At 72.2% G+C, this 23,698-nt stretch carries 31 protein-coding genes; 11 read left to right on the top strand and 20 right to left on the bottom strand.

Going from position 1 to position 23,698, the window contains the following annotated elements; all coding sequences use genetic code 11:
* Window positions 1–4: 4 nt before the first annotated feature.
* On the top strand, window positions 5–238 hold the full coding sequence (locus CRP27_RS15000; protein ID WP_097181411.1) for a hypothetical protein: 234 nt from the start codon (window positions 5–7) through the stop codon (window positions 236–238).
* A 19-nt stretch (window positions 239–257) separates the two neighbouring features.
* Here the strand turns inward: CRP27_RS15000 and CRP27_RS14995 are convergent, their stop codons facing one another.
* Together CRP27_RS14995 and CRP27_RS14990 are read right to left on the bottom strand one after the other, a co-directional pair.
* Window positions 258–1,001 (bottom strand): sulfite exporter TauE/SafE family protein, encoded by a 744-nt coding sequence (locus CRP27_RS14995; RefSeq protein WP_097181410.1) that lies wholly within the window; start codon window positions 999–1,001, stop codon window positions 258–260.
* Window positions 1,002–1,796: an alpha/beta fold hydrolase gene (locus tag CRP27_RS14990; protein ID WP_097181409.1), complete on the bottom strand. Its 795-nt coding sequence runs from the start codon at window positions 1,794–1,796 to the stop codon at window positions 1,002–1,004. It abuts the gene before it with no gap.
* Window positions 1,797–1,888: 92 nt separating this feature from the next.
* On the opposite strand from CRP27_RS14990, the gene CRP27_RS14985 reads away from it, so the two are divergent.
* Window positions 1,889–2,410, top strand: a complete 522-nt coding sequence (locus tag CRP27_RS14985) for an AAA family ATPase (RefSeq protein WP_097181408.1) — start codon at window positions 1,889–1,891, stop codon at window positions 2,408–2,410.
* 3 nt (window positions 2,411–2,413) lie between these two features.
* Here the strand turns inward: CRP27_RS14985 and CRP27_RS14980 are convergent, their stop codons facing one another.
* Window positions 2,414–2,803 (bottom strand): MerR family transcriptional regulator, encoded by a 390-nt coding sequence (locus CRP27_RS14980; protein WP_097181407.1) that lies wholly within the window; start codon window positions 2,801–2,803, stop codon window positions 2,414–2,416.
* Between the two features lie 85 nt (window positions 2,804–2,888).
* Here CRP27_RS14980 and CRP27_RS14975 point away from each other — a divergent pair, with 85 nt between their 5' ends.
* The 3 genes from CRP27_RS14975 (at window position 2,889) to CRP27_RS14965 (ending at window position 4,782) form a co-directional block, all read left to right on the top strand.
* Window positions 2,889–3,590, top strand: a complete 702-nt coding sequence (locus tag CRP27_RS14975; protein ID WP_097181406.1) for an SDR family oxidoreductase — start codon at window positions 2,889–2,891, stop codon at window positions 3,588–3,590.
* A gap of 92 nt (window positions 3,591–3,682) precedes the next feature.
* Window positions 3,683–4,213, top strand: coding sequence for a hypothetical protein (locus tag CRP27_RS14970; protein ID WP_097181405.1), 531 nt, complete (start codon window positions 3,683–3,685; stop codon window positions 4,211–4,213).
* 44 nt (window positions 4,214–4,257) lie between these two features.
* On the top strand, window positions 4,258–4,782 hold the full coding sequence (locus CRP27_RS14965) for a DUF6611 family protein (protein ID WP_097181404.1): 525 nt from the start codon (window positions 4,258–4,260) through the stop codon (window positions 4,780–4,782).
* Here the strand turns inward: CRP27_RS14965 and CRP27_RS14960 are convergent.
* The 6 genes from CRP27_RS14960 to CRP27_RS14935 form a co-directional block, all read right to left on the bottom strand.
* Entirely contained in the window at window positions 4,730–5,428 is a 699-nt protein-coding gene (locus CRP27_RS14960; RefSeq protein ID WP_097181403.1) for an alpha/beta fold hydrolase, read from the bottom strand. The genes CRP27_RS14965 and CRP27_RS14960 overlap by 53 nt on opposite strands.
* Complete coding sequence (locus CRP27_RS14955; protein WP_097181402.1) at window positions 5,428–6,072, bottom strand: SDR family oxidoreductase; 645 nt, start codon at window positions 6,070–6,072, stop codon at window positions 5,428–5,430. Before CRP27_RS14955 ends, CRP27_RS14960 begins: the two co-directional genes overlap by 1 nt.
* Window positions 6,073–6,191: 119 nt before the next feature.
* The gene (locus tag CRP27_RS14950; RefSeq protein WP_097181401.1) at window positions 6,192–6,953 is read right to left on the bottom strand and encodes an ABC transporter permease; all 762 of its coding nucleotides are present in this window, start codon (window positions 6,951–6,953) and stop codon (window positions 6,192–6,194) included.
* Window positions 6,953–7,729 (bottom strand): ABC transporter ATP-binding protein, encoded by a 777-nt coding sequence (locus CRP27_RS14945; protein ID WP_097181400.1) that lies wholly within the window; start codon window positions 7,727–7,729, stop codon window positions 6,953–6,955. The genes CRP27_RS14950 and CRP27_RS14945 overlap by 1 nt, the downstream gene beginning before the upstream one ends.
* Complete coding sequence (locus tag CRP27_RS14940; RefSeq protein WP_097181399.1) at window positions 7,726–8,124, bottom strand: DUF1048 domain-containing protein; 399 nt, start codon at window positions 8,122–8,124, stop codon at window positions 7,726–7,728. Before CRP27_RS14940 ends, CRP27_RS14945 begins: the two co-directional genes overlap by 4 nt.
* A 2-nt stretch (window positions 8,125–8,126) precedes the next feature.
* A complete protein-coding gene (locus CRP27_RS14935) occupies window positions 8,127–8,474 on the bottom strand; it encodes a PadR family transcriptional regulator (RefSeq protein ID WP_097181398.1) in 348 nt (115 codons plus the stop codon).
* A gap of 181 nt (window positions 8,475–8,655) precedes the next feature.
* Between CRP27_RS14935 and CRP27_RS14930 the strand changes: the two genes are divergently transcribed.
* Together CRP27_RS14930 and CRP27_RS14925 are read left to right on the top strand one after the other, a co-directional pair.
* Window positions 8,656–9,144 carry a DUF4126 family protein gene (locus tag CRP27_RS14930; protein WP_097181397.1) on the top strand — a complete coding sequence of 163 codons (489 nt, stop codon included), beginning with the start codon at window positions 8,656–8,658 and terminating at the stop codon, window positions 9,142–9,144.
* A gap of 36 nt (window positions 9,145–9,180) precedes the next feature.
* Entirely contained in the window at window positions 9,181–10,152 is a 972-nt protein-coding gene (locus CRP27_RS14925) for an NAD(P)-dependent oxidoreductase (RefSeq protein ID WP_097181396.1), read from the top strand.
* A gap of 41 nt (window positions 10,153–10,193) precedes the next feature.
* Here the strand turns inward: CRP27_RS14925 and CRP27_RS14920 are convergent, their stop codons facing one another.
* The 3 genes from CRP27_RS14920 to CRP27_RS14910 are packed head-to-tail and all read right to left on the bottom strand — an operon-like array spanning window position 10,194 to window position 12,519.
* Complete coding sequence (locus CRP27_RS14920) at window positions 10,194–11,384, bottom strand: MFS transporter (RefSeq protein ID WP_255257605.1); 1,191 nt, start codon at window positions 11,382–11,384, stop codon at window positions 10,194–10,196.
* On the bottom strand, window positions 11,381–11,587 hold the full coding sequence (locus CRP27_RS14915) for a hypothetical protein (RefSeq protein WP_097181394.1): 207 nt from the start codon (window positions 11,585–11,587) through the stop codon (window positions 11,381–11,383). The genes CRP27_RS14920 and CRP27_RS14915 overlap by 4 nt, the downstream gene beginning before the upstream one ends.
* The gene (locus CRP27_RS14910; protein ID WP_097181393.1) at window positions 11,584–12,519 is read right to left on the bottom strand and encodes a helix-turn-helix domain-containing protein; all 936 of its coding nucleotides are present in this window, start codon (window positions 12,517–12,519) and stop codon (window positions 11,584–11,586) included. The genes CRP27_RS14915 and CRP27_RS14910 overlap by 4 nt, the downstream gene beginning before the upstream one ends.
* 113 nt (window positions 12,520–12,632) lie before the next feature.
* Between CRP27_RS14910 and CRP27_RS14905 the strand changes: the two genes are divergently transcribed.
* Entirely contained in the window at window positions 12,633–13,517 is an 885-nt protein-coding gene (locus CRP27_RS14905) for an aldo/keto reductase (RefSeq protein WP_097181392.1), read from the top strand.
* 54 nt (window positions 13,518–13,571) lie between these two features.
* Here CRP27_RS14905 and CRP27_RS14900 read toward each other — a convergent pair whose 3' ends face one another.
* Window positions 13,572–14,708, bottom strand: a complete 1,137-nt coding sequence (locus CRP27_RS14900; protein ID WP_097181568.1) for a sorbosone dehydrogenase family protein — start codon at window positions 14,706–14,708, stop codon at window positions 13,572–13,574.
* Window positions 14,709–14,858: 150 nt separating this feature from the next.
* On the opposite strand from CRP27_RS14900, the gene CRP27_RS14895 reads away from it, so the two are divergent.
* The gene (locus CRP27_RS14895) at window positions 14,859–15,524 is read left to right on the top strand and encodes an SDR family oxidoreductase (protein WP_097181391.1); all 666 of its coding nucleotides are present in this window, start codon (window positions 14,859–14,861) and stop codon (window positions 15,522–15,524) included.
* A 51-nt stretch (window positions 15,525–15,575) separates the two neighbouring features.
* Here CRP27_RS14895 and CRP27_RS14890 read toward each other — a convergent pair whose 3' ends face one another.
* A complete protein-coding gene (locus CRP27_RS14890) occupies window positions 15,576–16,118 on the bottom strand; it encodes a TetR/AcrR family transcriptional regulator (RefSeq protein ID WP_176505626.1) in 543 nt (180 codons plus the stop codon).
* Between the two features lie 54 nt (window positions 16,119–16,172).
* Between CRP27_RS14890 and CRP27_RS14885 the strand changes: the two genes are divergently transcribed.
* Window positions 16,173–16,505, top strand: coding sequence for a DUF952 domain-containing protein (locus CRP27_RS14885; protein ID WP_141399783.1), 333 nt, complete (start codon window positions 16,173–16,175; stop codon window positions 16,503–16,505).
* 50 nt (window positions 16,506–16,555) lie between these two features.
* Window positions 16,556–17,671, top strand: a complete 1,116-nt coding sequence (locus CRP27_RS14880; RefSeq protein WP_097181388.1) for a hypothetical protein — start codon at window positions 16,556–16,558, stop codon at window positions 17,669–17,671.
* 26 nt (window positions 17,672–17,697) lie between these two features.
* On the opposite strand, the gene CRP27_RS14875 is transcribed toward CRP27_RS14880, so the two are convergent.
* The 6 genes from CRP27_RS14875 to CRP27_RS14850 form a co-directional block, all read right to left on the bottom strand.
* A complete protein-coding gene (locus tag CRP27_RS14875; protein ID WP_097181387.1) occupies window positions 17,698–17,934 on the bottom strand; it encodes a hypothetical protein in 237 nt (78 codons plus the stop codon).
* Entirely contained in the window at window positions 17,931–18,524 is a 594-nt protein-coding gene (locus CRP27_RS14870; protein ID WP_097181386.1) for a transcriptional regulator, read from the bottom strand. Before CRP27_RS14870 ends, CRP27_RS14875 begins: the two co-directional genes overlap by 4 nt.
* A gap of 78 nt (window positions 18,525–18,602) precedes the next feature.
* Window positions 18,603–19,367, bottom strand: a complete 765-nt coding sequence (locus tag CRP27_RS14865) for an SGNH/GDSL hydrolase family protein (protein ID WP_176505625.1) — start codon at window positions 19,365–19,367, stop codon at window positions 18,603–18,605.
* Between the two features lie 118 nt (window positions 19,368–19,485).
* Complete coding sequence (locus CRP27_RS14860; protein WP_176505624.1) at window positions 19,486–22,320, bottom strand: hypothetical protein; 2,835 nt, start codon at window positions 22,318–22,320, stop codon at window positions 19,486–19,488.
* Window positions 22,317–23,045, bottom strand: coding sequence for an ABC transporter ATP-binding protein (locus CRP27_RS14855; protein ID WP_097181383.1), 729 nt, complete (start codon window positions 23,043–23,045; stop codon window positions 22,317–22,319). Before CRP27_RS14855 ends, CRP27_RS14860 begins: the two co-directional genes overlap by 4 nt.
* The gene (locus CRP27_RS14850; protein WP_097181382.1) at window positions 23,042–23,617 is read right to left on the bottom strand and encodes a PadR family transcriptional regulator; all 576 of its coding nucleotides are present in this window, start codon (window positions 23,615–23,617) and stop codon (window positions 23,042–23,044) included. The genes CRP27_RS14855 and CRP27_RS14850 overlap by 4 nt, the downstream gene beginning before the upstream one ends.
* Window positions 23,618–23,698 lie beyond the last annotated feature (81 nt).

Here is a 23,698-nt window from a genome sequence, read left to right as displayed (position 1 = left end):
CCCCATGAGCGACGACGCTGCATCACAGACCCTGTGGCGTTCCATCGTCGGGCGGCCGTGGATCTGGCAGGCCGTCGTGTGGATCGCGATCGGCGCCGCGTGGATCGTGCTCGCCGTCGGTGGGGACGGGATCTGGCGCTGGATCGTGGGCGGGGCCTGGCTCGTCATCGGGGTGCTCTGGATGTTCGTCGCGGTCTCGGACCGGCGACACGGGCGCGGACGGTACGAGGGGCGCTGACAGAGCACCGCGATCCCGCTCACGCCGTCACGAACAAGTACACCGCCAGCACGAACCCGCAGCCCGCGATGAGCACCCGGAGCACCGCGGCCGGCACCCGCCGCGCCACCGACGGCCCGATCAGCCCACCGATGACGGCCCCGATCCCGAGCGCGACGGCAGCGTGCCACACGACCGCTCCGAGCACCGCGAACAGCACCGCCGGCAGGACGTCCGCCGCGACGAGGATGACGTTCTTCAGCGCGTTCGCCCGGTGCAGGACGGGCTCGGTCGTGAGCAGCAGCAGGGCGATGAGCAGGATGCCCGACCCTGCGCCGAAGTACCCGTTGTAGACCGCCACCCCGGCCCCGGCAGCCCCGACGACCGGACGGGAGAGTGCACGCCCTCGTGCGGTCTGCCACCGGGTGATCGCCGGCTGCAGCAGGAGGACGAGCGACCCGGCGGCGACGAGGAACGGCACGATCCGGTCGAACAGGTCGGCCGGAGTGACGACGAGCAGTGCGGCTCCCGCGAGCGAGAGCGCGACCGACGCCGGCAACCATGCGCGGATGGTCTGCCCGTGGCCGACGACGTCCGGGCCGGCTCGGAGCGCCGAACTCAGTCCGGAGCCGATCAGGGCGACGGAGTTCGTGACGTTCGCGGCCAGGGGCGGGATGCCGACCGCGAGCAGCGCCGGGTACGCGACGAGGGAGGTGATGCCGCCGGCGGTGCCGATGATCCCCGCGACGACCCCGGCCGCGACGAGGAACAGCGCCTCCGTCACTCAGTCGCCCGCGGTGAAGGACAGCACGTCGTCGACGAGCCGGTCGGTCTCCTCGGAGGCGAGCATGTGCCCGGAGTGCTCGTAGACCTCGAACCGTGCGTTCGGTAGGTGGTCCGCGAGTTCCCGGCCGAGTTCGGGTGGGTTCAACCCGTCGCTCGCACCGGAGACCACGAGTGCGGGTGCGGTGACCCGGCCGAGACCGGGTCGCAGGTCGAAGCCGGCCAGGGACCGTTCGACTCGTGCCTGTTCGTCCGGCGTGAGCTGCACCTGCTCCCCCGCCATCGAGCCGAGCAGTTCCGCGCGGCGATCGGCAGGGGTGTCCGGGGACCAGAGCGCTTCGGCGAGCAGGGCCATCGCGGCCTCGGGGTCGAGGGTCGCGAGGTCGACCCCGCGGCGCGCGGCGAACGCGGCCGACGAGGACGTCGTGCCGTGCGCCTTGCTCACGACGAGGACGAGTCGGTCGGTGCGCGCGGGCTCGAGGATCGCGGCCTGCGCGACGAGGTACGAGCCCATCGAGATGCCCGCGAGGGTCGCGCTGGACCGTCCGAGCGCCGCGACGAGGGCGTTCAGCACGCGGCCCTGGTCCTCGATGGTGAAGGACGCCGGGTGGTCGGAGCGGCCGTGTCCGAGCGCGTCGGGCGTCACGACGTGGAAGTGCTCCGCGAGTCGTGCTGCGAGCGGCGCGACGGTGGACGCGTCGCCGTTCAGGCCGTGCACGAGGACGAGCAGCGGCTGCTCCGGATCGCCGTACGCCTCGTACGCGATCCGGTGGCCTGCGACGTCGATGGACGGCATCTGGGGGTCCCTTCCGGTGGTGACCTCTCGAACCGTAGTCGCGTGGGGTCGCCTCCACCCCGCTGATCGGACGGCCCGGGCACACTGGGTGCATGATCGTCTGGCTCAACGGCACCCACGGGGTCGGCAAGACCACCACGAGTCGTCTCCTGCAGCCACTGCTGCCCGATGCCCGGATCCTCGACCCCGAGAAGGTCGGCGAGACGCTGATGGACGTCCGGCCGACCCTGCGCACGACGGACGACTTCCAGCACTGGGATCCGTGGCGGCCGCTCGTCGTGGAGACCGCCCGGCAGGTCCTGCAGTACGTGGGCGGGACCCTGGTCATGCCGCAGACCGTCCTGGTCGAACGGTACTGGCGCGAGATCGCGGACGGCCTGGCGGCGCACGGCATCCCGGTGCGGCACTTCGTGCTGCACACCGACACGGACACGTTGCGGGACCGGATCCGCAACGACACGGACATGGGCCCGTCGACCTTCCGCTTCAGCCGCGTGGAGCCCTACTCGGAAGCGGCGCGGACGTGGCTCCACGCCGAGGCCGAGGTGGTCGACACGACGGACGCGACGGCCGAGCAGGCGGCACGACAGATCGCGAGCGCGGTGCTCGGCTGACCGTCAGGCCGCCTGCGCCTGCGGCTCCCGGAGGGCCGGACAGTGCTCGGGCGTCGGGTGCTCGCTGATCGCGATGACCTCGTCCAGGCGCTCCCGTGCGGCCTCGAGCTCCGCGAGCTGTGCCGTGATCCGGTCGCGCTCGGACACCAGCAGCGCGAACGACTCCGGGGTCGCCCGGCCGGAGTCGACGCACGGCAGCAGCTGCACGATGGTCCGGCTCGGCAGGCCGGCGGCGAAGAGCTGTTGGACGAGCTGCACGCGTTCGACCGCGGGTGCGCCGTAGGTGCGCTGCCCACTCGGCGTGCGGGTCGCGACGAGCAGGCCCTGCTCCTCGTAGTACCGCAGGGAACGGACGCTGGCCCCGGTCGCGGCGGCGAGGTCTCCGATGCGCACGATTCCTCCTTGCACCTCACATGGATGTCAGGTCTTAGCGTAACCGAGCCGTCGCGGGAAGTGCCCGCGAGGCAGGAGGAACACCATGGACATCGCTGGATCGGTCGCACTCGTCACGGGCTCGAACCGCGGCATCGGACGACGCTTCGTGCTGCAGCTGCTCGAACGCGGTGCGGCCAAGGTCTACGCCACGGCACGCCGACCCGAGCTCGTCGACATCGAGGGCGTGGAGATCCTGCCGCTCGACATCACCGACCAGGACTCGATCGACGCCGCTGCCGCCGCGGCGTCGGACGTCACGCTGCTGGTCAACAACGCGGGGATCGCGACGACCGGGTCGCTGCTCACGGACCCCCTGGACGACGTCCGGCGCGAGATGGACACCCACTTCTGGGGCAACCTCGGGATGGTCCGGGCCTTCGCGCCGGTCATCGAGCGGAACGGCGGCGGCGGGATCGTGAACGTGCTGTCGGCCCTGTCGTGGTTCGTCTACCCGGGCTCCGGCGGGTACGCAGCCGCGAAGGCCGCGGAGTGGAACATGACGAACGCCGTCCGGCTCGAACTCGCCGCGAAGGGCATCACGGTGCAGGGCCTCCACCTCGGTGCTGCCGACACCGACATCATGGCCGGGTACGAGGGTCCGATGATCGACCCGGCGGAGGCCGCGCGGGCTGCACTCGACGGGGTCGAGCGTGGCGCGGCCGAGGTCGTGGTGGACGAGTGGAGCGCGATGGTGAAGGCGTCGCTCGCGCACGAGCCCGAGCGCTTCTACGCCCAGTTCGCCTGAGCCGTCAGGGCGCCGCACGGAGTCGGCACCGGGGCGTGAGGAGTCCGTCAGGACCGGTTCCCCGGGCCGGCTCCCGGACGGATCGTGTCGGTGTGACCCTGACAGCGATCCTCCCCACGCTCCGCGCGTCCCTGCCGGAACCCGTGGACCCCGCCCTCTGGCCGGCGCACACCGAGACCACCACCGACGACGTCCTGGTCGCCGCCGTGTCGATGGTCCGCCTCGCCGAGTTGACCGGCACCCCGTGCGTGCACACCGCCGAGCAGGCGCCGCCCCGCTACCGACCCCGCTCGTGGATGCCGCGCGACGTGAGCGTCGCCGTGGCCTCGGTCCTCCGGGTCCGTCGGCCGCGGACCGGCGTGGTGCTCCTCGAGCTCGACGCCGTGCTGCCCCCGTTCGCGGTGCTCGACCAGGTGCGCTTGATCGGGCGGGTCAGCACGGCCGCGCCGACGCGGACCTCCGTGGTCACGCCGTACGACGGAACGGACGGCGAACCGTTCCACCGGCTGCCGGCCCCGCTGCCCGCCGACGTCCGGGAGGGCGATCTGCTCTGCTTCCCCTGCGTCTCGGCGATCCGGCACCGCGACGTGGTCGAGCCCGTGCGGGCCGAGGTGTCACGGTGAGGCACGGCCCGAGGTCCGGCGCCGCAGCCGACCTGCGCGCCTGAGTGGTCGACGGACCGCACGTGTGGGGCAGCTGCTCGGTCCGTCCGGTGGGTCGCACGATGTGGAGCAGCCGCACCCTCGTCGTGTTCCCGCCCGGCACCACGCGGAGCGAACGTGCGCGGCTGCGGGCGTGGTCGACGTGGCCGGGCGTCGGGGCGCTCCTCGCCGTCGCGGTGATGGCGGCGCTCGCCGGATCGCCTGGCCTCGGCACGGTCGCGGCGGTGGTCGTGTACGCGGCCGGGTTCGTGACGCTCGCCCGAGTGACCCGGCGCCTGCGACCCGGGGTCCGCTCGGTCACCGTGACGACGTTCCACGGCAACGGCCGGCCCGAGGTCCACGGGGACGTCCGGCTGCTCCGGCGTTCGCTCGACGCACTGGCCGTCACGGAGCGCGCCCTCCGTGCCGGAGACCTGCGCCCCGTCGACTTCGAGTCGATCTGGGCCGACGTCTGGAGCGACCTGCCGGCGCGCCCGGTCAGGCCAGGAACGCCTCGAGCTGCTCGACGACGAGGTCCGGTCGTGTGGTGAACGGGTGGTGCCCGGTCGGCAGCTCGACGGCGCGCGTCGCCCGTTCGGCGTGCTGCCACTGCAGGGCGACCGTGGTCGACCGGTCGTCGCCGCACACGATCGCGGTGGAGTCCACGCCGGCCCAGCCGGCCGCGGTCGTCGGCGTCCCGAACGCTCGGGCGTCCTGTGACGTGACGCGACTCCAGGCCTCGCGTCGGGTGGCCTCGTCGGCGTCCTGCAGGAACCGGGCGCCGAACGAGTCCGCGTCGTACCCGTCGACGACGATGCGCCCGTCGACGTCCTGGCGGACCGCGACGGGATCGGGCTCGCCCGACATGATCGAGCCCTGGGACGCCCCGACGGGCGGCAGGTAGGACGACACGAGCAGCAGGTGCGACACGGCGGGGTGCCGACCGGCCTCGGCGATCACGGTGCCGCCGTAGGAGTGGCCGACGACGATCGCCTCGGATACCTCGTCGAGTGCCCTGCGCAGCGCCGCGGCGTCCTCGGTCAGGCCTCCGTCCGTCTCGGTCTCACCGCAGGACGGCAGGAGGACCGCGTGGCTCTCGATGCCGGTGCGCTCCCGCAGGAGGTCGGCGGTGGGGCCCCACCACCACGCGCCGTCCCGGACGAGGGCCCCGTGCACGAACAGGACGGCCGGGCTCATCATGCCGAGCGGAGGAAGTCGGCGATCGGGGTCGAGCCGGTGTTGAAGCGGATGGTCTTCCCGACGGTCTCGTCGTGCTCGAGCGCGTCCGCCACCACGTGCGCGACGTCGCCGCGCGGGACCTCGGTCGAGGATCCGTCCCAGTCGACCGAGCCGGTGGGCTCGTCGTCGGTGAGGGTGCTCGGTGCGACGACGGTCCACCGCAGCCCGGAGTCGCGCAGGACCGCGTCGGCGATCATCTTCGACTGGGCGTAGGCGAAGAAGTCGTTGTCCTGCGGCACCCCGTGGTCGAGGACGGATCCGGACCAGGACACCATCACGTACCGGTCGACGCCGGCCTTCGCGGCTCCCTGGACGGACAGCACGGCGGCGTCGCGGTCGATCGCCCAGGTCCGGTCTGCGGATCCCCCGCCGGCACCAGCGGACCACACGACGGCGTCGTGTCCGTGGACGAGCTCGGCGAAGTCGGTCAGGGTCTGCTGCTGGATGTCCGCGACGTGCGGTTCGCCGCCGTGGGCGCGGATCTCGTCGGCCTGGTCCGGGTTGCGGATGACCGAGGTGACGGTGTGTCCGCGGTCGGCGAGGATGCGGGTGGCGAGGAGTGCGACCTTGCCGTGGCCGCCGAAGAGGATGACGTTGCTCATGCGGCGGACGCTACTCGCGGCGCCTCTGCAGACCGGGTGGCGGTCTGCAGGTGACCGGGGGACGGACTGGAGGCGCGGTGCCAGCCGGCACCGTGCCTCCAGTCCGTCTGTTGGTCGCGTCAGCCGACCCGCCGGCGCTGCACCAGGGTCGCGGCGCCGAAGGCGACGAGCAGGATCCCGACGCACCAGGCCAGCGCGACCCACAGGTCCGACTCGGGCGGCTGCCCCGCGAACAGCGCACGGATCGAGTTCACGATGGACGTGACCGGCTGGTGTTCCGCGAACCACCGGACCGGACCGGGCATGGTGTCCGTCGGCACGAACGCCGAGCTGATGAACGGCAGGAAGATGAGCGGGTACGAGAACGCACTCGCGCCGTCCACCGACTTCGCCGAGAGCCCCGCGACGACCGCGATCCACGTGAGCGCCAGGGTGAACAGGACGAGGATCCCGAGCACCGCGAGCCACGCACCGACGCCCGCGCTGCTCCGGAACCCCATGAGCAGGGCGACCCCGACGACCACGGTGACCGACACCAGGTTGGCGACGAGGGACGTCAGCACGTGCGCCCACAGCGAGGCCGCGCGCACGATCGGCATCGACCGGAAGCGCTCGTCGATCCCGGCCTGCAGGTCGAGGAACAGCCGGTACGAGGTGTACGCCACGCCGGACGCCACCGTGATCAGGAGGATCCCCGGCAGCAGGTAGTCGACGTACGAGGTGGACCCGGTCTCGATCGCGCCGCCGAAGACGTAGACGAACAGCAGCAGGAACGCGATGGGCATCACGGCGGTGGTGATGATCGTGTCGGGGCTCCGGAGGACGTGCTTCAGCGAGCGCCCAGCCAGGACGGCGGTGTCGTGGATCGGGTGGGCGGACATCAGGCCACCTCCTTGGTGGTCGTGTCGGAACGGTGTCCGATGACGGCGAGGAAGACGTCCTCGAGCGTGGGTTGCTTCTCGACGTACTCGACCTTCGCGGGCGGGAGCAGTCGCTGGAGTTCGGCGAGGGTGCCGTCGGCGATGATGCGGCCCTCGTGCAGGATGGCGATGCGGTCGGCGAGCTGCTCGGCCTCGTCCAGGTACTGCGTGGTGAGCAGCACCGTGGTGCCGCTGGCGGCGAGGGCGCGGACGGCGTCCCAGACCTCGATCCGGGCCTCGGGGTCGAGGCCGGTCGTCGGTTCGTCGAGGAACACCACGGCCGGGTCGCCGATCAGGCTCATGGCGATGTCGAGCCGTCGACGCATCCCGCCCGAGTAGGTCCCGGCGCGACGCGATCCCGCCTCGGTGAGGGAGAACCGCGCGAGCAGGTCGTCGGCGGTGCGGCCGGCGTGCGGCAGGTGTCGGAGCCGCGCGACGAGGACGAGGTTCTCGCGACCGGTCAGGACCTCGTCGACGGCGGCGAACTGCCCGGTGAGGCTGATCGACTCGCGGACCGCACCCGGGTCGGCGACCACGTCGTGTCCCGCGACGGACGCGGACCCGGCGGTGGCCTTCGCCAGCGTCGCGAGGATCCGGATCGTGGTGGTCTTGCCCGCGCCGTTCGAGCCGAGCAGGGCGACCACGGAGCCGGCCTCGACGTCGAGGTCGACGCCACGCAGCACGTGCACGTCACCGAAGGACTTCTCGAGCCCCCGGACCCGGATCGCCGCGGTCACGACCGTTCCCCGTCCGCATCGGCCCGGTCGGCGTCGGCCCGGTCGGCGTCGGCCTTCTCGATCGCGTCGACGAGGCGCTGCTGCTCCTTGCTGAGCCACGAGCCGATGCCGTAGTTCGCCTTGAACTCCTCGGCGAAGGCGATCGGGTCGTCACCGACCACCGCGCGGACGCTCGTGCCGTCGGCGGCGCTCTGCTCGAACAGGTCGGCGAGGTCGTCGAGCATGCGCATGAGCTGCTCGCCGTCGTTCGGGCCGGTGTACATCAGGTACCGCTCGATGCCGTCGATGGCGGTGCGGTGACTCGTCGGCAGCGCTGCCGTGCGGGCCTTGTACTGCTTCCAGCGCTTCTTGTCGCCGATGAGCTTGGTCGTGATGTCCGAGATCGAGATCCCCATGATCAGTCCTGTCCGTTCGTGCTGGTGGTGGTGTGCTTGAGGTGGTCGAGCCGCTCGGAGAGGAAGGCCCATGCCTGCCAGAAGTCGTCGAGCTGCTCCTGCCCGCGGGCGTTCAGCGTGAACACCTTGCGGGGCGGGCCCTTCTCCGAGGGGACCTTCTCGACGTCGACGAGGCCGCGCTGCTCGATGCGGACGAGCAGGGCGTAGACGGTGCCCTCGGCGATGTCGGTGAAGCCCTGCTCCCGGAGCGAGGCCGTGATCTCGTACCCGTGGGCCGGTCGGCCGACGAGCACGGCGAGGACGATCCCCTCGAGGATGCCCTTGAGCATCTCGGTCTCCTGCTTGGGCATGCGTGCCTCCTGCTGTCGTGGTGGTGGCGGTGGTCGTGGTGCTGGTACTCGGTGTTGCTGGTACTCAGTGCGGCCGGTACTCAGTGTCGCTGGTATTCAGCGTCGCTGACTACCGGTACATAGTAACGCTGAGTACCAGGAGCGCAAGAGTAGATTCCGAACGGACTCGACAGGAGAAGCGATGAGCAAGCACAACGAGCAGCACACCCTGGTCCGCACCCTGGTGCTGGGCATCCTGAGCGGCGGCCGGAGCGCGACCCCACTGGCCGTCCTCGCGCTGAACCACGACCGCTCCTCGCTGAAGGGGTCGTGGCAGGACTGGAAGGTGTTCAGCACCCCGATCGGCCGCGGCCTGCTCGTGGCCTCCGCCGTCGGCGAGCTCATCGGGGACAAGCTGCCGGCGACCCCGAACCGGATCTCCCCCGCCGGCCTGGTCGGCCGGGTCGCCTCCGGCGCGCTCGCCGGTGCCGCGCTCGGGACGACGGGCAAGCGTGACCTCCGCATCGAGGGCGCGATCCTCGGCGGCGTCGGCGCGATCGTCGGCAGCTTCGTCGGCTGGGGTGCACGCAAGCTCGTCGGCGCCACCACGAGGCTCCCCGACCCGGTGGTCGCGCTCGCCGAGGACGCCGCGACGATCGCCGGTTCCGTGAAGGTCATCACCGCCGACTGACGCACCGTCCGGCGTCGTGCGCCTACCGTGACGTCCATGCGCATCGTCGTCATCGGAGCCACCGGCCACATCGGCACCTTCCTCGTCCCCCGCCTCGTCCGCGCCGGGCACGAGGTCATCGCCGTGAGCCGCGGGACCCGCTCCGCCTACGCCGACTCCCCCGAGTGGGCCCAGGTCGAGCGGGTCACCGCGGACCGCGAGCAGGAGGACCGCGACGGCACGTTCGGTGCCCGCATCGCCGGACTCCGAGCAGACGCCGTCGTCGACCTCGTCTGCTTCACCCTGTCGTCCGCCGAGGCCCTCGTCGCCGCCCTCCGCGGGAGCGGCACGCACCTCGTGCACTGCGGGTCGATCTGGCGTGCCGGGGTCTCGCACGTGCTGCCGATCACCGAGGAGAACGCCACCGAGCCCTTCGGCGAGTACGGCACCCAGAAGGACGCCATCGCCCGGATGCTCAAGCGTGAAACCGCCGACGGTGGTGTCGTCACGACCTCGCTGCACCCCGGGCACATCAGCGGTCCGGGCTGGGCGCCGATCGGTCCGCTCGGCAATCTCGATCCGTCGGTCTGGTCGCGGCTGTCCGCCGGCGAGAGCATCGAGGTCCCCGGCCTCGGCGCCGAGACCATGGCGCACGTGCACGCCGACGACGTCGCGCAGGCGTTCCAACTGGCGGTCGAGCACCGGGAAGCCGCGGCGGGCGAGGACTTCTTCGTCACGGCCCCGACGGCGCTCACGGTGCGCGGGTACGCCCACCTCGCGGCGTCGTGGTTCGGTCAGGAGGCGCGGCTCGAGTCCGTCACGTGGGACCGGTTCCGCGAGACCACGGCTCCGGAGCACGCCGGTGCCAGTTGGGAGCACCTGTCGCGCAGCCAGGTGTTCAGCACCGAGAAGCCGCGCCGGGTGTTGGGCTACGAGCCGGCGTACACGGCCGAGGCGACGGTGCTCGACGCGGTCCGCTGGCTCGTCGAGCACGGCGAGGTCGACGTCGCGCGTCCGCTCATCGCCTGATCGTCACGCAGTCGTGCTCGCGACCGTGATCAGTTGCAGCGTCAGTGCGCGGCGCGCACGACCAGACCACGGCGGCGGTGGACCACCCAGACCGTCAGCGCGAACCCGACCAGGACTGCGCCGCCCACGGTGACCGCGGTCCACCCGCCGGCGTTCCACAGGACCGAGGCGAGTGCCGATCCGATCGCTCCGCCGATGAAGTTCCCGGTGACGAACGCGGTGTTGAGGCGGCTGCGCGCTGCGGGGTCGATCGCGAAGAGCCGCGTCTGGTTGAGGACGTTCGTCGCCTGCACGCCGACGTCGAGCAGCACGACGGCGACGAGGACCACCACGATCGACCGCGACCCGAGCCCGGCGACCACGAGGGAGACGAGCACGAGGGCGATCGCCGCTCCGGTCACCGGCACCGACACCCCGCGGTCGTGGAGTCGACCGACCCGCTGCGCTGCGACCGCACCGGCGAGCCCCGCCAGCCCGACGAGTCCGATCGCGCTCGTCGAGTACCCGAACGGTTCCGCGCTGAGCAGGAACGTCAGCGCCGTCCAGAACATCGTGAAGACGGCGAACACCGCGGAGCTGATGACGAGGGTCACCCGCACGGCGCGGTGCGCGGCGACCGCACGGAACACCGAAGCGATGAGCGTCGGGTAGCGGACACGATCGCGTCCCTCGAGCTCGGGGATCGCCCGTCGGAGCAGCACGGCGAACACCAGGGCTGCGACGGCGGCGACCACGTAGATCGTTCGCCACCCGAACGCGTCCGCCACGAGCCCGCTCACCGTCCGGGAGACCAGGATGCCCGTGAGGACACCGGAGGCGATGGTGCCCACCACCCGCCCTCGGGTCGCCGGGTCGGCGAGGTCCCCGGCGAGCGGGATGAGGAGCTGCCCGGCGACGGTGGTGAGACCGACGAGTGCGAGTGCCACCAGGAGCACGGCGAACGACGGCGCCACCGCGGCGAAGAGTAGCGCGACGGCGGACGCGACGAGCACGCCGGGGATCAGTCGGCGTCGGTCGAGGACGTCGCCGAGCGGCACCACGAGGAGGATGCCCAGCGCGTACCCGACCTGGGTGAGCGTGACGAGCAGCCCCGCGACCGCGGCGGAGGTCCCGAGCGAGGACGCGATCTCGTCGAGCAGCGGCTGCGCCCAGTACAGGTTCCCGACCGCCGCGCCACCGGCGACTGCGAACAGCAGGGTCCGCGCGGGTGTCATCCCCGTGCGGTCGCTCACGGACGGCGCCGGAGGAGTTCCCCGAGGTGCCACGGCCCCGGGGCCAGGCGGACGGCTGCCTCGGCGCGGATGCGTTCCTCGTGGGCGCGGTCTCGGGTGAGTTCGTCGATCTCGCGTTCGGCGTGCAGCCGGAAGCGGATCCGTCCGAGGAACGAGAGCGGTCCCGCTGGGCGGTCGGTGCGGATCGAGTCGGTCTCGCTCATGCGTCCTCCGCGGTCGTGACGGCGGCGGAGCCCGCGGCCCCGGCCGCGCTCGCCGCCTCCGCCGCGCTCGCCGCCTCGGTCGCTCCCATCGCCTCGGTCGCGGCGACGTTGGCGAGGAGCTGCAGGCGTTCCTCGGACGGCGAGCCGGGTTCGGCGCCGTAGACGACGAGGGTCAGTCCGGTGTCGGTGACCAGTTCCATCGTCTCGTAGGTGAGGTCGAGGTCGCCGACCTCCGGGTGGCGGAGCCGCTTCGTGCCGTTGCGGTGCCGCATCACGTCGTGCGCGGCCCAGCGCTGCCGGAACTCCTCGCTGCGGGTCGAGAGCTCCCCGATCAGGTCGGTGAGGCCCTTGTCGTACGGGGATCGCGCGGCCTCGGCACGGAGCACGGCGACCATGTCACCGGTCACCCCGTCCCAGTCGCGCCAGTACTCCCGGCCGCGGGGGTCGAGGAAGGCGAAGCGTGCGGTGTTCGGTGTGCCCGACGGCTCGAGGAAGAGCGGCGCGTAGAGGGCGCGGGCGAGGGCGTTGCCAGCAAGGAAGTCCGACCGGCCGTTCCGCACCCAGGCCGGGGCCGTCATCGAGTCGAGCACCCGCTGCACGTTCGCCCGGACCTTCGACGTCGGGGTCCTCCGCCGCGTCGTTGCCGAGGCGTTCTGCGCACGGGCGAGGTCGAACAGGTGGGCGTGCTCGGCGTCGTCGAGGCGGAGGGCACGGGACAGCGACTCGAGGACGCTCTCGGAGACCCCGGTGAGGTTCCCCCGCTCGAGCCGGATGTAGTAGTCGACGCTCATGCCCGCGATGAGGGCGAGCTCCTCGCGGCGGAGACCCTTCACCCGGCGCGCGCCGCCGAAGTCGGGCAGACCGACCTGCTGCGGCGTGACGCGCTCGCGGCGGGTGCGGAGGAAGTCGCGGACTTCGTCTCTCGTGTCCATGGCTCCACGGTACGGCGACCGCGCGCGGCGAAGGAGGGGACGACCGTACCTGCCAGCAGGGAGGTACTGCTGTTCCCCGTCAGCCTGACAACGGCGGTCGTAGCGTCGTGGACATGGACACAGTCACCCTCAACAACGGACTCGAGATCCCGGCGATCGGCTTCGGCGTCTTCCAGAGCGCGCCGGCGGACACGGTCGACGCGGTGCGCACGGCGCTCGAGACCGGGTACCGCCACATCGACACCGCCGCGGCGTACGGCAACGAGCGCGAGGTCGGCGAAGGCATCCGCGCTTCCGGCGTCGACCGCGACGAGATCGTCGTCGAGACGAAGGTCTGGGTCTCCGACTACGGCTACGACCAGACCCTGCACGCGTTCGAGAAGGCCACCGGCAAGCTCGGCTTCGACACGATCGACGTCCTGATCCTGCACCAGCCCGCTCCCGACCGCTTCGAGCAGACCGTCGCCGCGTACAAGGCCCTCGAGACCCTGTACGCGGACGGCAGGGTCCGGGCGATCGGCGTCAGCAACTTCATGCCGCACCACCTCCGGTCCCTGCTCGACCAGACCGACGTGATCCCGGCGCTCAACCAGGTCGAGCTGCACCCGTACTTCACGCAGCCCGACGTCCAGCGCGCCGATGCGGAGCACGGGGTCCTCGACCAGGCGTGGTCGCCGATCGGTGGCATCACGTTCTACCCCGGTTGGGGCGACGAGCGCGTCAGCGTGATGGACGACCCGACCATCCGGGCGATCGGCGAGGCGCACGGGAAGACGCCGGCGCAGGTGATGCTCCGCTGGCACCTGCAGCAGGGGCGGAACGCGATCCCGAAGTCGACGAACCCGGGACGCATCGCGGAGAACTTCGCCGTGTTCGACTTCGCGTTGTCGGACGAGGAGCTCGCCCGCCTGGACGCCCTCGACACCGGCCGCCGCGGCGGTCCCGACCCCGACGGCACCGACACCAGCCGGTTCGAACGGGTCATCCCGGAGCCCTGATCGGCCCGCCAGGCCTGATCGGCCCGCCAGGCCTGGTCGGCTCGCCGGGCCAGGTCAGGCGAGTGGCACCGACACGATCCGGTCGTCGCCCTCGGTGGGGTCCCCACGGCCGTCGGTGTTGTTCGTGACGAACCAGAGCGCGCCGTCGGGCCCCTCGAGCACGGTCCGGATGCGGCCGAAGTCCCCCGCGAAGTACTCGGCGGACTCCGCGGGCGAAGCGGCCGGGATCGCCCGGACCACCTCACCGCGCAGGTTCGCCACGAACACGGTGTCGCCGATGACCGCCAGGCCGCTCGGGGAGGCGTCGTCGGTGGCCCACTGCTGCACGGGGTCGACGAACCCCTGGTCCTCGCCGCCCGTGCCCTCGACCTCGGGCCAGCCGTAGTCCTTCCCCGGCTCGATGACGTTCAACTCGTCCCAGGTGTCCTGCCCGAACTCGGACGCGAACATCGTGCCGTCGGCGGTCCACCCCATGCCCTGCACGTTCCGGTGCCCGAGGCTCCACACCGGCGAGCCGCGGAACGGGTTCCCACCGGGTACCTCGCCGTCCGGTGTCAGCCGCAGGATCTTGCCGGCGAGCGAGTCACGGTCCTGGGCGTCCGATCCCGTGCCGGCGTCGCCGACGCTCGCGTAGAGCATGCCGTCCGGTCCGAACGCGATGCGGCCGCCGTTGTGGAAGCTGTTCGACGGCAGCCCGTCGATGATCGTGGTCGCGTCGCCGAGCGCGTACGACCCGGCACTGCCGGTCAGGTCGTAGCGCTGGATGCGGTTGCCGTCCTCGGCGGTGGAGTACACGAACAGGTCGCCGTCGTGCAGCGCCAACCCGAGCAGTCCGCCCTCGCCGCCACCGCTGACCCCGTCGACGGTGCCGACCTCCCGTGTCGTCCCGGCGGCGGTCAGCTCGAGCACCTTCGCCGAGTCGCGCTCGCTGATCAGGGCGTCGACACCGTCGCCGGTGCGGACCACCGACCACGGGGCGTCGAGGCCGGTGGCGAGGTCGGACGGCTCACCGCCCGGGGCGAGGAGTCCGGGCGCCGAGGTCGTGGGGGAGGCCGTCGGGACGGTCGTCGCCGACGCGGTGCCCCGCAGCGTCCGTGCGCCGTCGTCCGTGCAGGACGTGAGGACGAGCGCGGTGACGGCGGCCGCGCCGAGGGCCGCCCAGGTGCGGTGTGGTCGAGGGGTCGTGTGCACGGTGTTCCTCCCGGTCGGTGGGTCGATCACACTCGGCGCGATCGGGAATCCGCTGGGTGGCCCTGTCCGCACCCCTCTCCGGTGCGCGGAGCGGCCTACCGTCGGGTCCGTGCACGAGCACGACGCCGTCGCAACCGGAAGGACCACCTCATGACCACCATCGCCATCGTCGGAGCCGGCAAGGGCCTCGGTCTCGCCGTCGCCGAACGCTTCGGCCGGGAGGGCTTCTCCGTCGCCGTGATCTCCCGCAACCAGGACCGTCTCGACGGCCTCGCCGCATCGCTGCGGGAGCAGGGCGTCGCGGCCGCCGGGTTCGCCGCGAACGTCCGTGACGGTGACTCGCTCCGCGGCGCGCTCGAGCGCGCCACCGAGCAGCTCGGTCCGATCGAGGTGCTGCAGTACAGCCCGCTGCCCGCCAAGGAGTACATGCGCCCGGTGCTCGAGACCACGGCGGAGGACCTCGTCGGCCCGATCGAGTTCTCGGTCTACGGCTCGGTGAACGCCGTCCGCCAGGTCCTGCCGGGCATGCGGGCGATCGGCCGCGGCACGATCCTGTTCGTGAACGGTGGCAGTGCCGTCCGCCCGGGTGCTCGGGTCACCGGCACGTCCGTCGCCTTCGCGGGCGAGAGCGCCTACGCGCAGCTCCTGCACGACGCGGTCCGCGACGAGCAGGTGCACGTCGGGCAGCTCATCATCCCGTTCGGGATCGACGACGGGCAGCCGGACCACTCCGGTGCGTCGATCGCGGACCGCCTGTGGGCGATCCACACCGAGCGCGGGGACTTCCGCACCTACGCGGAGCCGCTGCCCGAGTGACGGCCTGGAGGCGCGTGGGGACCCGCCACGTGCCTCCCGTCCGTCACCGGGTCACGTCGAGAGCAGCGCGACGGCACGCGAGGCGCGTGCGGCGATCTGGTCGGCCGTCGGCTCCGGTGCCAGGCCGAGCAGCCGCTCGCGGTGGAGCTCCCCGAGCAGCAGCGTGAAGAGCTCCGCGGCGGTCTCCGGTGTCGCGCCCGCCCGGACGAGGGCGGCCTGCGCGGCGAGCGGTCCGGCCTCGTGGAACTCCCGCGCCAGTTCCGGGTTCCGACCGGCCTCCGCGATCACCAGGCGGTGGAGCGCGACGGCCCGATCGGTCAGCAGCGCGCGTGCGATCCCGGCGGCGGTCGATGCGAGGTCGCCGGTCGGGGCACCTGAGTAGGTGTGTTGTCGGCGCACGACGGCGCGGAGCAGTTCGTGCTTGTCCCCGACGGAGACGTAGAGGGTCCGTTTCGTGACCCCGGCATCGGCGGCGACCCGGTCGAGGGTGACCCCGGAGAAGCCGTTCGCGAGGAACAGGTCGGTGGCGACGTCGAGGACCCGCTCGTCCCGGGCGGCGCGTTCGTCGGCGGTCGGTCGTCCTCGTTTCGTCACGACCACAGCCTAGCCGGTAATGATACGGTCGCGTTTCATTACTGAGGAGGGTCCATGATCGATGTCGTGTGTCACGTGGCGATCGCGGACGACTGGGAGATGAGCCGCGGGTTCGGCGAGTACGAGGTGGCGACACGTGGGGTGCCGCTCGAACCGGGCGGGTACGTCCGGGCGACCGTTCCCGAGCGGGTCGACGCCGTCGTCGCCGAACGGTTCGGTGACCTGTCGATCCCACTGCTCCGCATCGACCTCAGTGTCGCGGGGCTGGAGGCCGCGGGGGTCCGGGTCGAGTGGGTCGACGGCGACCCGCGCGTCCACGGCGCGATCCCGATGGACCCGGAGGTCGTCCTCGCCGAGGTGCCGATCCCGATGGGCCGTCGGACGTAGTCCCCCACCCGGGTCCTGCTCGGCGGAGGTCGGACTCGTAGCGTCGCAGTGTGGACCCCGACGCCTTCGACGCAGCAGCCGGCACGGCGCTGTTCCTGCTGATGCCCGCCGCGGTGCTCTTCGCCGCCGCGGCCCTCCGGCGACTCGGCGTCCCGCGGTGGTCGTGGGCGCTCTTCCTGCTCGGCATCGGCGGCGTGCTCGTGCTGCTGCACCTGGACGGGCACAAGCGGTACGAACTCGACGGCCCGTCCCCCGACACGATCGTCGGGTGGGGGTTCGGGCAGTTCGTCGGTCTCGAGTTCGGTCGGATCGGTGTCGCCGTCAACGCTGTGGCCGCAGCCGTCTGGATCGCAGCCCGCAAGAAGGGTTACCACGAACGACTCCCCGAGCGGGAGACGGGTCTGCTCGTCGCGGCCTACGGCACGATGGCGATCGCGACCGCACTCCCGGCGACGTGGTGGGCCGTCGGGCTCGGCGTCGTCCCTCTGGTCGTCGAGGCCCCTTTCGTGCTGGCGGGTGCGGCGTTCCTGACCGTCTCGCTCACGCTGCGGTGGCGGCGACACCGGCGGATCCCCGAGGACGAACTCCCGTCGATCATGACCACCTGGCCGGCGGATGCCGTCGTCGCGGTGGGGCTGTCGGCCGCCCTCGCGATCGGTCCGCTGTTCGCGGGCAGTGGCCTGCCGGATGCGTCACTGTGGCCCCGACCCGAGGTTGCGACGTCCCCAGGACCGCCGCGGACGCCGGAGCCCGAGTGGCCGGGACCGACGCCGGTGACCTCGACGAGCCTCGACGCCACCGCGGTCGAGGACGGCACCCGCACACTGCTCACCGAGACGATCCGCTGGGCCGGTCCGCTCGACGACCTGTCGTCGCCGACCCCGGCACGAGCGGAGTCGCCGCCCGTGGTCCTGACGGAGGAACGGTGCGGCGGCGAGGGACGGCGGTGGACGGGGTCACTCGTGCTGCCCACCGTGCGACCGCAGGACCTCGCACCGCGGGTCCTCGACGGGTGGGAGGCGGCGGGCTACGCGGCGGTCGACCGTGCGATGGGGACCGACCTGGTCATGCCGCTCCGGGGGGACGCCGCCGTGGAGCGGATGCGACTCGGCGGTGGCACCGACGGCGTGCACGTCACCGTCGAGTCGTTCTGCGTCGGCGGCTGAGGGCGACCCGCCCGGGCCGACCTCGGTCAGCGGAGTCGGGGCGCGGCGGCGGCGAGCTCGTCCCAGTGCCGGTGGCGTGCCTCCAGAGCGGTGCGCTGCTCGTACGCGAGGCGGGCCGCGGTCCGGCCGGATGTCGTGCGGAAGCCGGTCGGGAACTCGACCCGGGCGGCACGCGATTCGCTCCAGCGGAGCAGCGCCGTGCCGATGCGGTGGGCGGCCCGTTCGAGTGGGCCGACTTCGGTGAGGTGGAGTGCTGCGCTCATGATCCTTGTTCTTCGTCGTCGAGGACGGGGAGTGCTGCGAGGCGGAGGAAGACGCGTTCCGTGCCGTCGATCGTCGTGTCGTCGAGCACATGCCGGTCTCGGAATGTGTCGATGAGGGCGTGGATGCCGTCGGTGAGCTCGGTCACCTCGGCCGGGGTGAGCCGCATGATCGCGACGGAGAACTCGCTCGCATCGCGCCAGGCGGGCTCGAGGGTCTCCTGGTCACGCGCGAGGAACTCGCGGATCAGCTGTTCGGAGAACTCGTTCGACCCGTTCGCCAGCAGCCGGGCGGCGGCGATGCCCGCGGGTGACTGCGGGCCCGTCGTGCCGCCCGAGTGCACGGCGACGGGGACCCGGCGCCACCAGCGCTCACGGCCGTTTCCGCGACCCTCGACCTCCTCGATGAAGCCGTGCTTCTCGAGCTGACGGAGGTGGTAACTGGTCGAGCCGGTTGACTCGCCGACCCGCTCGGCCAGGGTGGTGGCCGTTGCCGGACCGTGCGCAGCGAGCTCGTTGAAGAGCTCGGTGCGCAGCGGGTGGTTGAGCGCCTTCATCGACGGGAGGTCGAGGACGCGTGCTTCGAGGGCCATGCTCCGAGCGTACGACTGCAAAGAAATCTTTGCAAGTGCTTCTTTGCAAGCACTTCTTTGCAGTGCCCCGGGATCAGGTCAGCGTGCCGCCGCCGTGATCGCCGAGGCCATCGCACGGGCGATCACGACGTTCGCCGCCGCGGTGCCGTGGATGCCGTCCGGCGAGGACCCACGCACCCAGGCGCCGTCCGCCTGCCGGAACGCCGTGAACGGGTCGACGGACGACCAGCCGTGCTCCGTCGCGTCCCGCTCGAGCGCACGGCTCAGGACGAGCTGTCCGGTGCGGCGGTCGGCGCCCCACCGACTGCTCGTCCAGTCGGACGGCGGACCGGCGACGACCAGGACGTGCTGCGCGCCGACCGTCCGCACGACGGCGTCGACGTTCGCGATGGTCGTCGCCGTGGGGACCGCCTGGTTCACGTCGTTCGTGCCGAGCTCCACCACGAGGACGTCCGCCGTCGGCACCGGGCCGATCTCGTGGAGCACCTGGTCCGCCCGGTACCCGCTGTGCGCGTAGCCACCGACGGCGTGCAGGCGTCGATCGGACTCGATGACGTGCAACCACGAGTCCGGCCGGGCCGTGATCGAGTCCCCGGCGTACGCGAAGGTGACGGCGCCGGAGCGGTCGCCGGACCCCAGGGCGCCGGTCACGACCTGTTCGCGGACCGGGATGCGGGTGTCCGCCCGCTCGACCGGTGCGAGCCCGGCGCGCGTGGCGCTCTCGGCGGATGCGGTCCGCGCGGGGCCGAGGACGACGGAGCCGACGACGAAGGAGCCACCCGCGACGAGGCAGGCGGAGGTGACGATGCTCGCGATCAGGGCGAGCCGACGGGTGCGGGACACGACAACAGGTATCCCCCGGATCGACGCTCGGTACCAGCCCCCAGACCTGGGGAACGGCGACGTTCGCTGTGGGTCCTCGCGGCCGTTCCCAGCTGGTCCCGGTCCTGACGGGGCCGCGTCAGAGCGCGCGACGCACTGCCACCCGTCGGCTGCGGCCCGCCGTCAGCCACGTCCCCACCGTCACCAGGACGGGCAGCCCGATCGCGAGCAACGCGAGGAACGGCCAGTCCGGGACGAACGGCATGTGCGACGCCCCGACGGGTCCCGCCGTGAAGCGCAGCGTGAGCGCCCGGATCGGCAGCAGTCCGAGCAGGGTGCCGATCACCGCGCCGACCGTGGTGAGGATCGCCGCCTGCCAGGCCGACACGCGACGTCGGAGGACCGGGGCCGCACCGACCGAGTCGAGCACCTCGTCGTCGCGCCGCCCGTCCGAGCGTGCGAGTCCGATGGCGACCGCCGTCGCGCCGATCGTCACGGCAGCCGCGAGCGCGAGCACGAGCGCCTTCACCACGCCCTGCGCGTCCACCGGACCGGTCTCGTACATGAACGTCGGGCCACCCCACCGGTCGCGGTCGAGGCCGCCCTGGCTCTGCCACGCCGAGGACAGGTCGTCCCACTGCGTCGGGGTGAGCTCGGTCGGCTGCGTCGTCACGAGCATGCCGTCGACGGCGGGCACGCGGTAGCGCTCGGCGGTCTCGCGGGTCATGAACACGCCGACCTGGATCCGCGGCGACTGCACGTCGAGCACGGCCGGGATCGTCGTCGTCGCGTCCGGCCGGTCCCCCGACGTCGTCGTCATGCTGTCCCAGGTCTGGTCGTGGAACGTGTCGATCTGCACGGCGCCGTCGTGCGCGTACTCCGGCCAGAGCGACACTGCCTTGCCGGAGGCCAGGGCGTCGCGGACGGTCGCGGACGGGCGGTGTCCGGTCAGCAGCGCGTAGTCGTCGACCGTGCCCGTCCAGATGTGCGGCGTCGCGTCGTCCTGGGACTGCAGGTACATCGAGCACGAGGTCGTGTCGTTCGTCGAGCACTCCCGCTTCTGCCAGTCGTGCGGGAGCGTGACCGTCGAGGGGGCCTTGCCGGCCTGCTCGGACACGGCGCCCAGCACCCGGACCCGGTCGTGGGTGAGCACCCCGGCCACGACCTTCGCGGCGCGGGCCGTGAGGGCGGCGTCGTACCCGGTCGCGTTGCCCTGGTCGTCGGTGACCGACACCGACGCCGTCGCTACGCCGACCGCCGTCCGGTACTCGTAGTCGCGGACGAACTGCGCGTGCGAGGAAGCGCTCCACGTGATCGCGACCGAGGCCACGAACACGACGCTCATCACGCTCGCCAGCACCGGGACGGTCCGGACCGGGTTCCGACGGGCGTCCCGCGCGGCCAACCGTGCCGACAGCCCGAGCTTCGTCGACACCCGGGCGACCAGCGCGAGGAGCCACGGCGAGCACATGGCGACGCCGACCTGCACGAGGCACGGACCGATCGCGACGCCTGCGCCGACCACCCAGGCGAGGTCGTCGTGCTGCACGGGCCGGTCGTTGAGCAGCAGGACCCCGACGCCGCACGCGAGCGTCATGAGCGCACCGACGACGATGAGCACGGGTGCCCAGACGCGCCGTCGCCGTTCGGCGCGGGGGTTCACCTGCGCCGGTCGGAGGGACCCGCGCAGCGCGGCGAGTACGTTGATCCGGGTGGCGGCACGCGCGGCGACCAGGGCGGCCACGAGCCCGGCGAGCACCCCGGCCGCACCGATCGCGAGGAGCAGGAAGCCGGGGACGTGCAGGCCCGGCCAGGTGCTCACGTTGCCGTTGTCGATCAGTCGGAACGCCAGCACGCCGATCCCGGTGCCGAGCGCGACGCCGAGCACCGCCCCGGTGACACCGAGCACGAGTCCTGACCCGGCCACGATCGTCCGCACGAACCGGCGGTCCCCACCGACACTGGTCACGATCGCGTACGAGCGGGTGTCCGCCCGGGTGCCGACCAGGAACGCGGCCCCGGCGAGCAGGGCGACCTCGAACATCGCGAAGACGCCGAGCAGCGCCATCGCGCCGAGGTACCAGCCGAGGGACGAGTTCCGCTGCGCGGCAGGGAAGCGCTCGTCCGGCGGGTCGAGCACGACAGGGCGCGACTGCACGACGATCCCGTGCGCGTTGAGCTGCCGGATCTCCGACCACGTCGGCGCGTCCGACGCCAGGTAGACCGTGACGTCGGAGACGCCGTGCTCGTCCTCGCCGGTGGTCGGCGACAGCGTGGTGCCCCACGGCAGGAACACACCCTGCTCGTCCGGGTCGGAGCCGAGGTCGCGCATGGTCCCCGTGATCGTGAACCGCTTCGTGACCGGGTCGGTCAGGTCGACGGTGTCCCCGATCGACGCCCCGAGCCGCGTCAGGGTCGCCGGCGTCACCATGAGTTCGTCGCGGTCGGTCGGTGCGGTGCCCTCGAGCACCTGCCAGTGCCCCGCGAGCACCTTCGACCACACCGCACCCTCGACGGCCATGAGTCCGATCGGCCCCTTCGGTCCGGAGAGCACGATCGACGCGGACCCGACCGGGATCGACACGGCACCGGACGGCGCGTGGTCGAGGACGTTCGCGTAGCGGAGGTCGCCCTCGGCCTTCGACGCGGGGCTGCCCTTCGCTGCCTCGGAGTACTGCCACGCCACCGGGTCCTGCCGCATGCCCGGCAGGTCGGGTCCCATCGCCCGCATCTGCGCGGCCGCGTGCCCGAGGTCGTACCGGAGCTGTTCGGCCGTGGTCGGCTGCGTCGACTGGACCACGACGGACACCGCGGCGAACCCGGCCGTCGGGATCCCGATCAGCGCGACGATGAGCGCCGCACGCCCGACCTTCGCGAACGCCAGACGCCGCCCGAGCCGGAGCGCCGGCCGGAGTGCGAACGGCGTGCGGACGCGGGGCTGGTCGACGTCGGCTCGGCGCCGACGTGCGCTCACGAGGCGGCCCGGTCCGTGAGCGCCATCTCGACGCCCGAGTACACCGTCTCGTCGACCACCCGACCGTCCCGGAGGAACACGATCCGGTCCGCCCATGCCGCGTGCCGGGCGTCGTGCGTCACGAGGAGCGCCCCGGCTCCGGCGTCGACGTGTCGACGGAGCATCCGGAGCACGACCTCGCCGGTCTGCGAGTCCAGGGCACCCGTCGGCTCGTCGGCCAGGACCAACCGGCGCTCGCCGACGACCCCGCGCGCGATCGCCACGCGCTGCTGCTGGCCGCCGGACAGGTCGTCCGGGAACGCGTCGGAGCGGTGGCCGAGCTCGACGTTGTCGAGCGCGAGTTCCGCGGCGCGCCGGGCCCGCGAGGCCTTCCACCCGTCGAGTTCGAGCGGCAGTGCCACGTTCTCGACGGCGGTGAGTGACGGGATGAGGTTGAAGTCCTGGAACACGAACCCGACCAGGCGTCGGCGGAGCGCGGCGAGGTCCTTCGCGGGACGGTCCGACACGAAGTCCCCGTCGATGACGACCTCACCGCTGGTCGGTGGCAGCAGGGTGCCGGCGCACGCGAGCAGCGTGGACTTGCCGGAGCCCGACGTGCCCATCACCGCGACCATCTCGCCGCGGCGGATCTGCAGGTCGATGCCGGCGAGGGCGGTGACGGCCTTCGCGCCGGAGCCGTACTGCACGCTCACGGCGTCGAGCTCGAGGAGCGGCGCGGCGGTCACCGGGCGCTCCGGACGGTCGCGTCGGACGTTGATGCGTCGACCGGGGCGGGATGCTCCTTCGGCCGGTACCGGGCGACGCTCGACTCGACGTGGTCGAGCCAGCGCACCTCGGCCTCGGCCTGGAACAGCATCGACTCGAGGACGAGCGACCAGGCGAGGTCCTCCGCCGGGTCGGTGCCCCGCTTCAGGCGCGTGAGGTCCTGCAGGTTCCGCACGGCGGCCGTGCGCTGCACCTGCACGAGGTGGGTGACGTCGACGCCGGGCACGGTCACGGCGAGGGCGAACTTGATCGCCAGTTCGTCGCGCCCGCGCTTGGCCGGGACGGGCTCGCTGAACCAGCGCCCCACTGCCTCGCGACCCGCGTCGGTCGCCGTGTAGACGACGTGTCCGTCGTCGTCGGCGTCGCCGCGGGCCACGAGGCCGTCCCGCTCCAGGCGGTCGAGCGTCGTGTAGACCTGGCCGATGTTCAGCGGCCAGCTGCCGCCGGTGCGGTGCTCGAACTCCCCCCGGAGCTGGTACCCGTAGCCGGGTCCTCCCACCAGCAGCGCGAGTACGCCCATCCGTACGCTCATGACACTTCCCCCATTCTCCGTCCGCCGTGGACATACTGAGTATGCACATACCCGGTATGCCGACGCAAGCTCGCGTCCTGA

It is taken from the genome of Curtobacterium sp. 314Chir4.1 (assembly GCF_900215175.1).
Taxonomy (GTDB): Bacteria; Actinomycetota; Actinomycetes; order Actinomycetales; family Microbacteriaceae; genus Curtobacterium; species Curtobacterium pusillum_A.
Note: the sequence above shows the minus strand (reverse complement) of the source record. Positions and strands in the feature narration are given on the sequence as shown.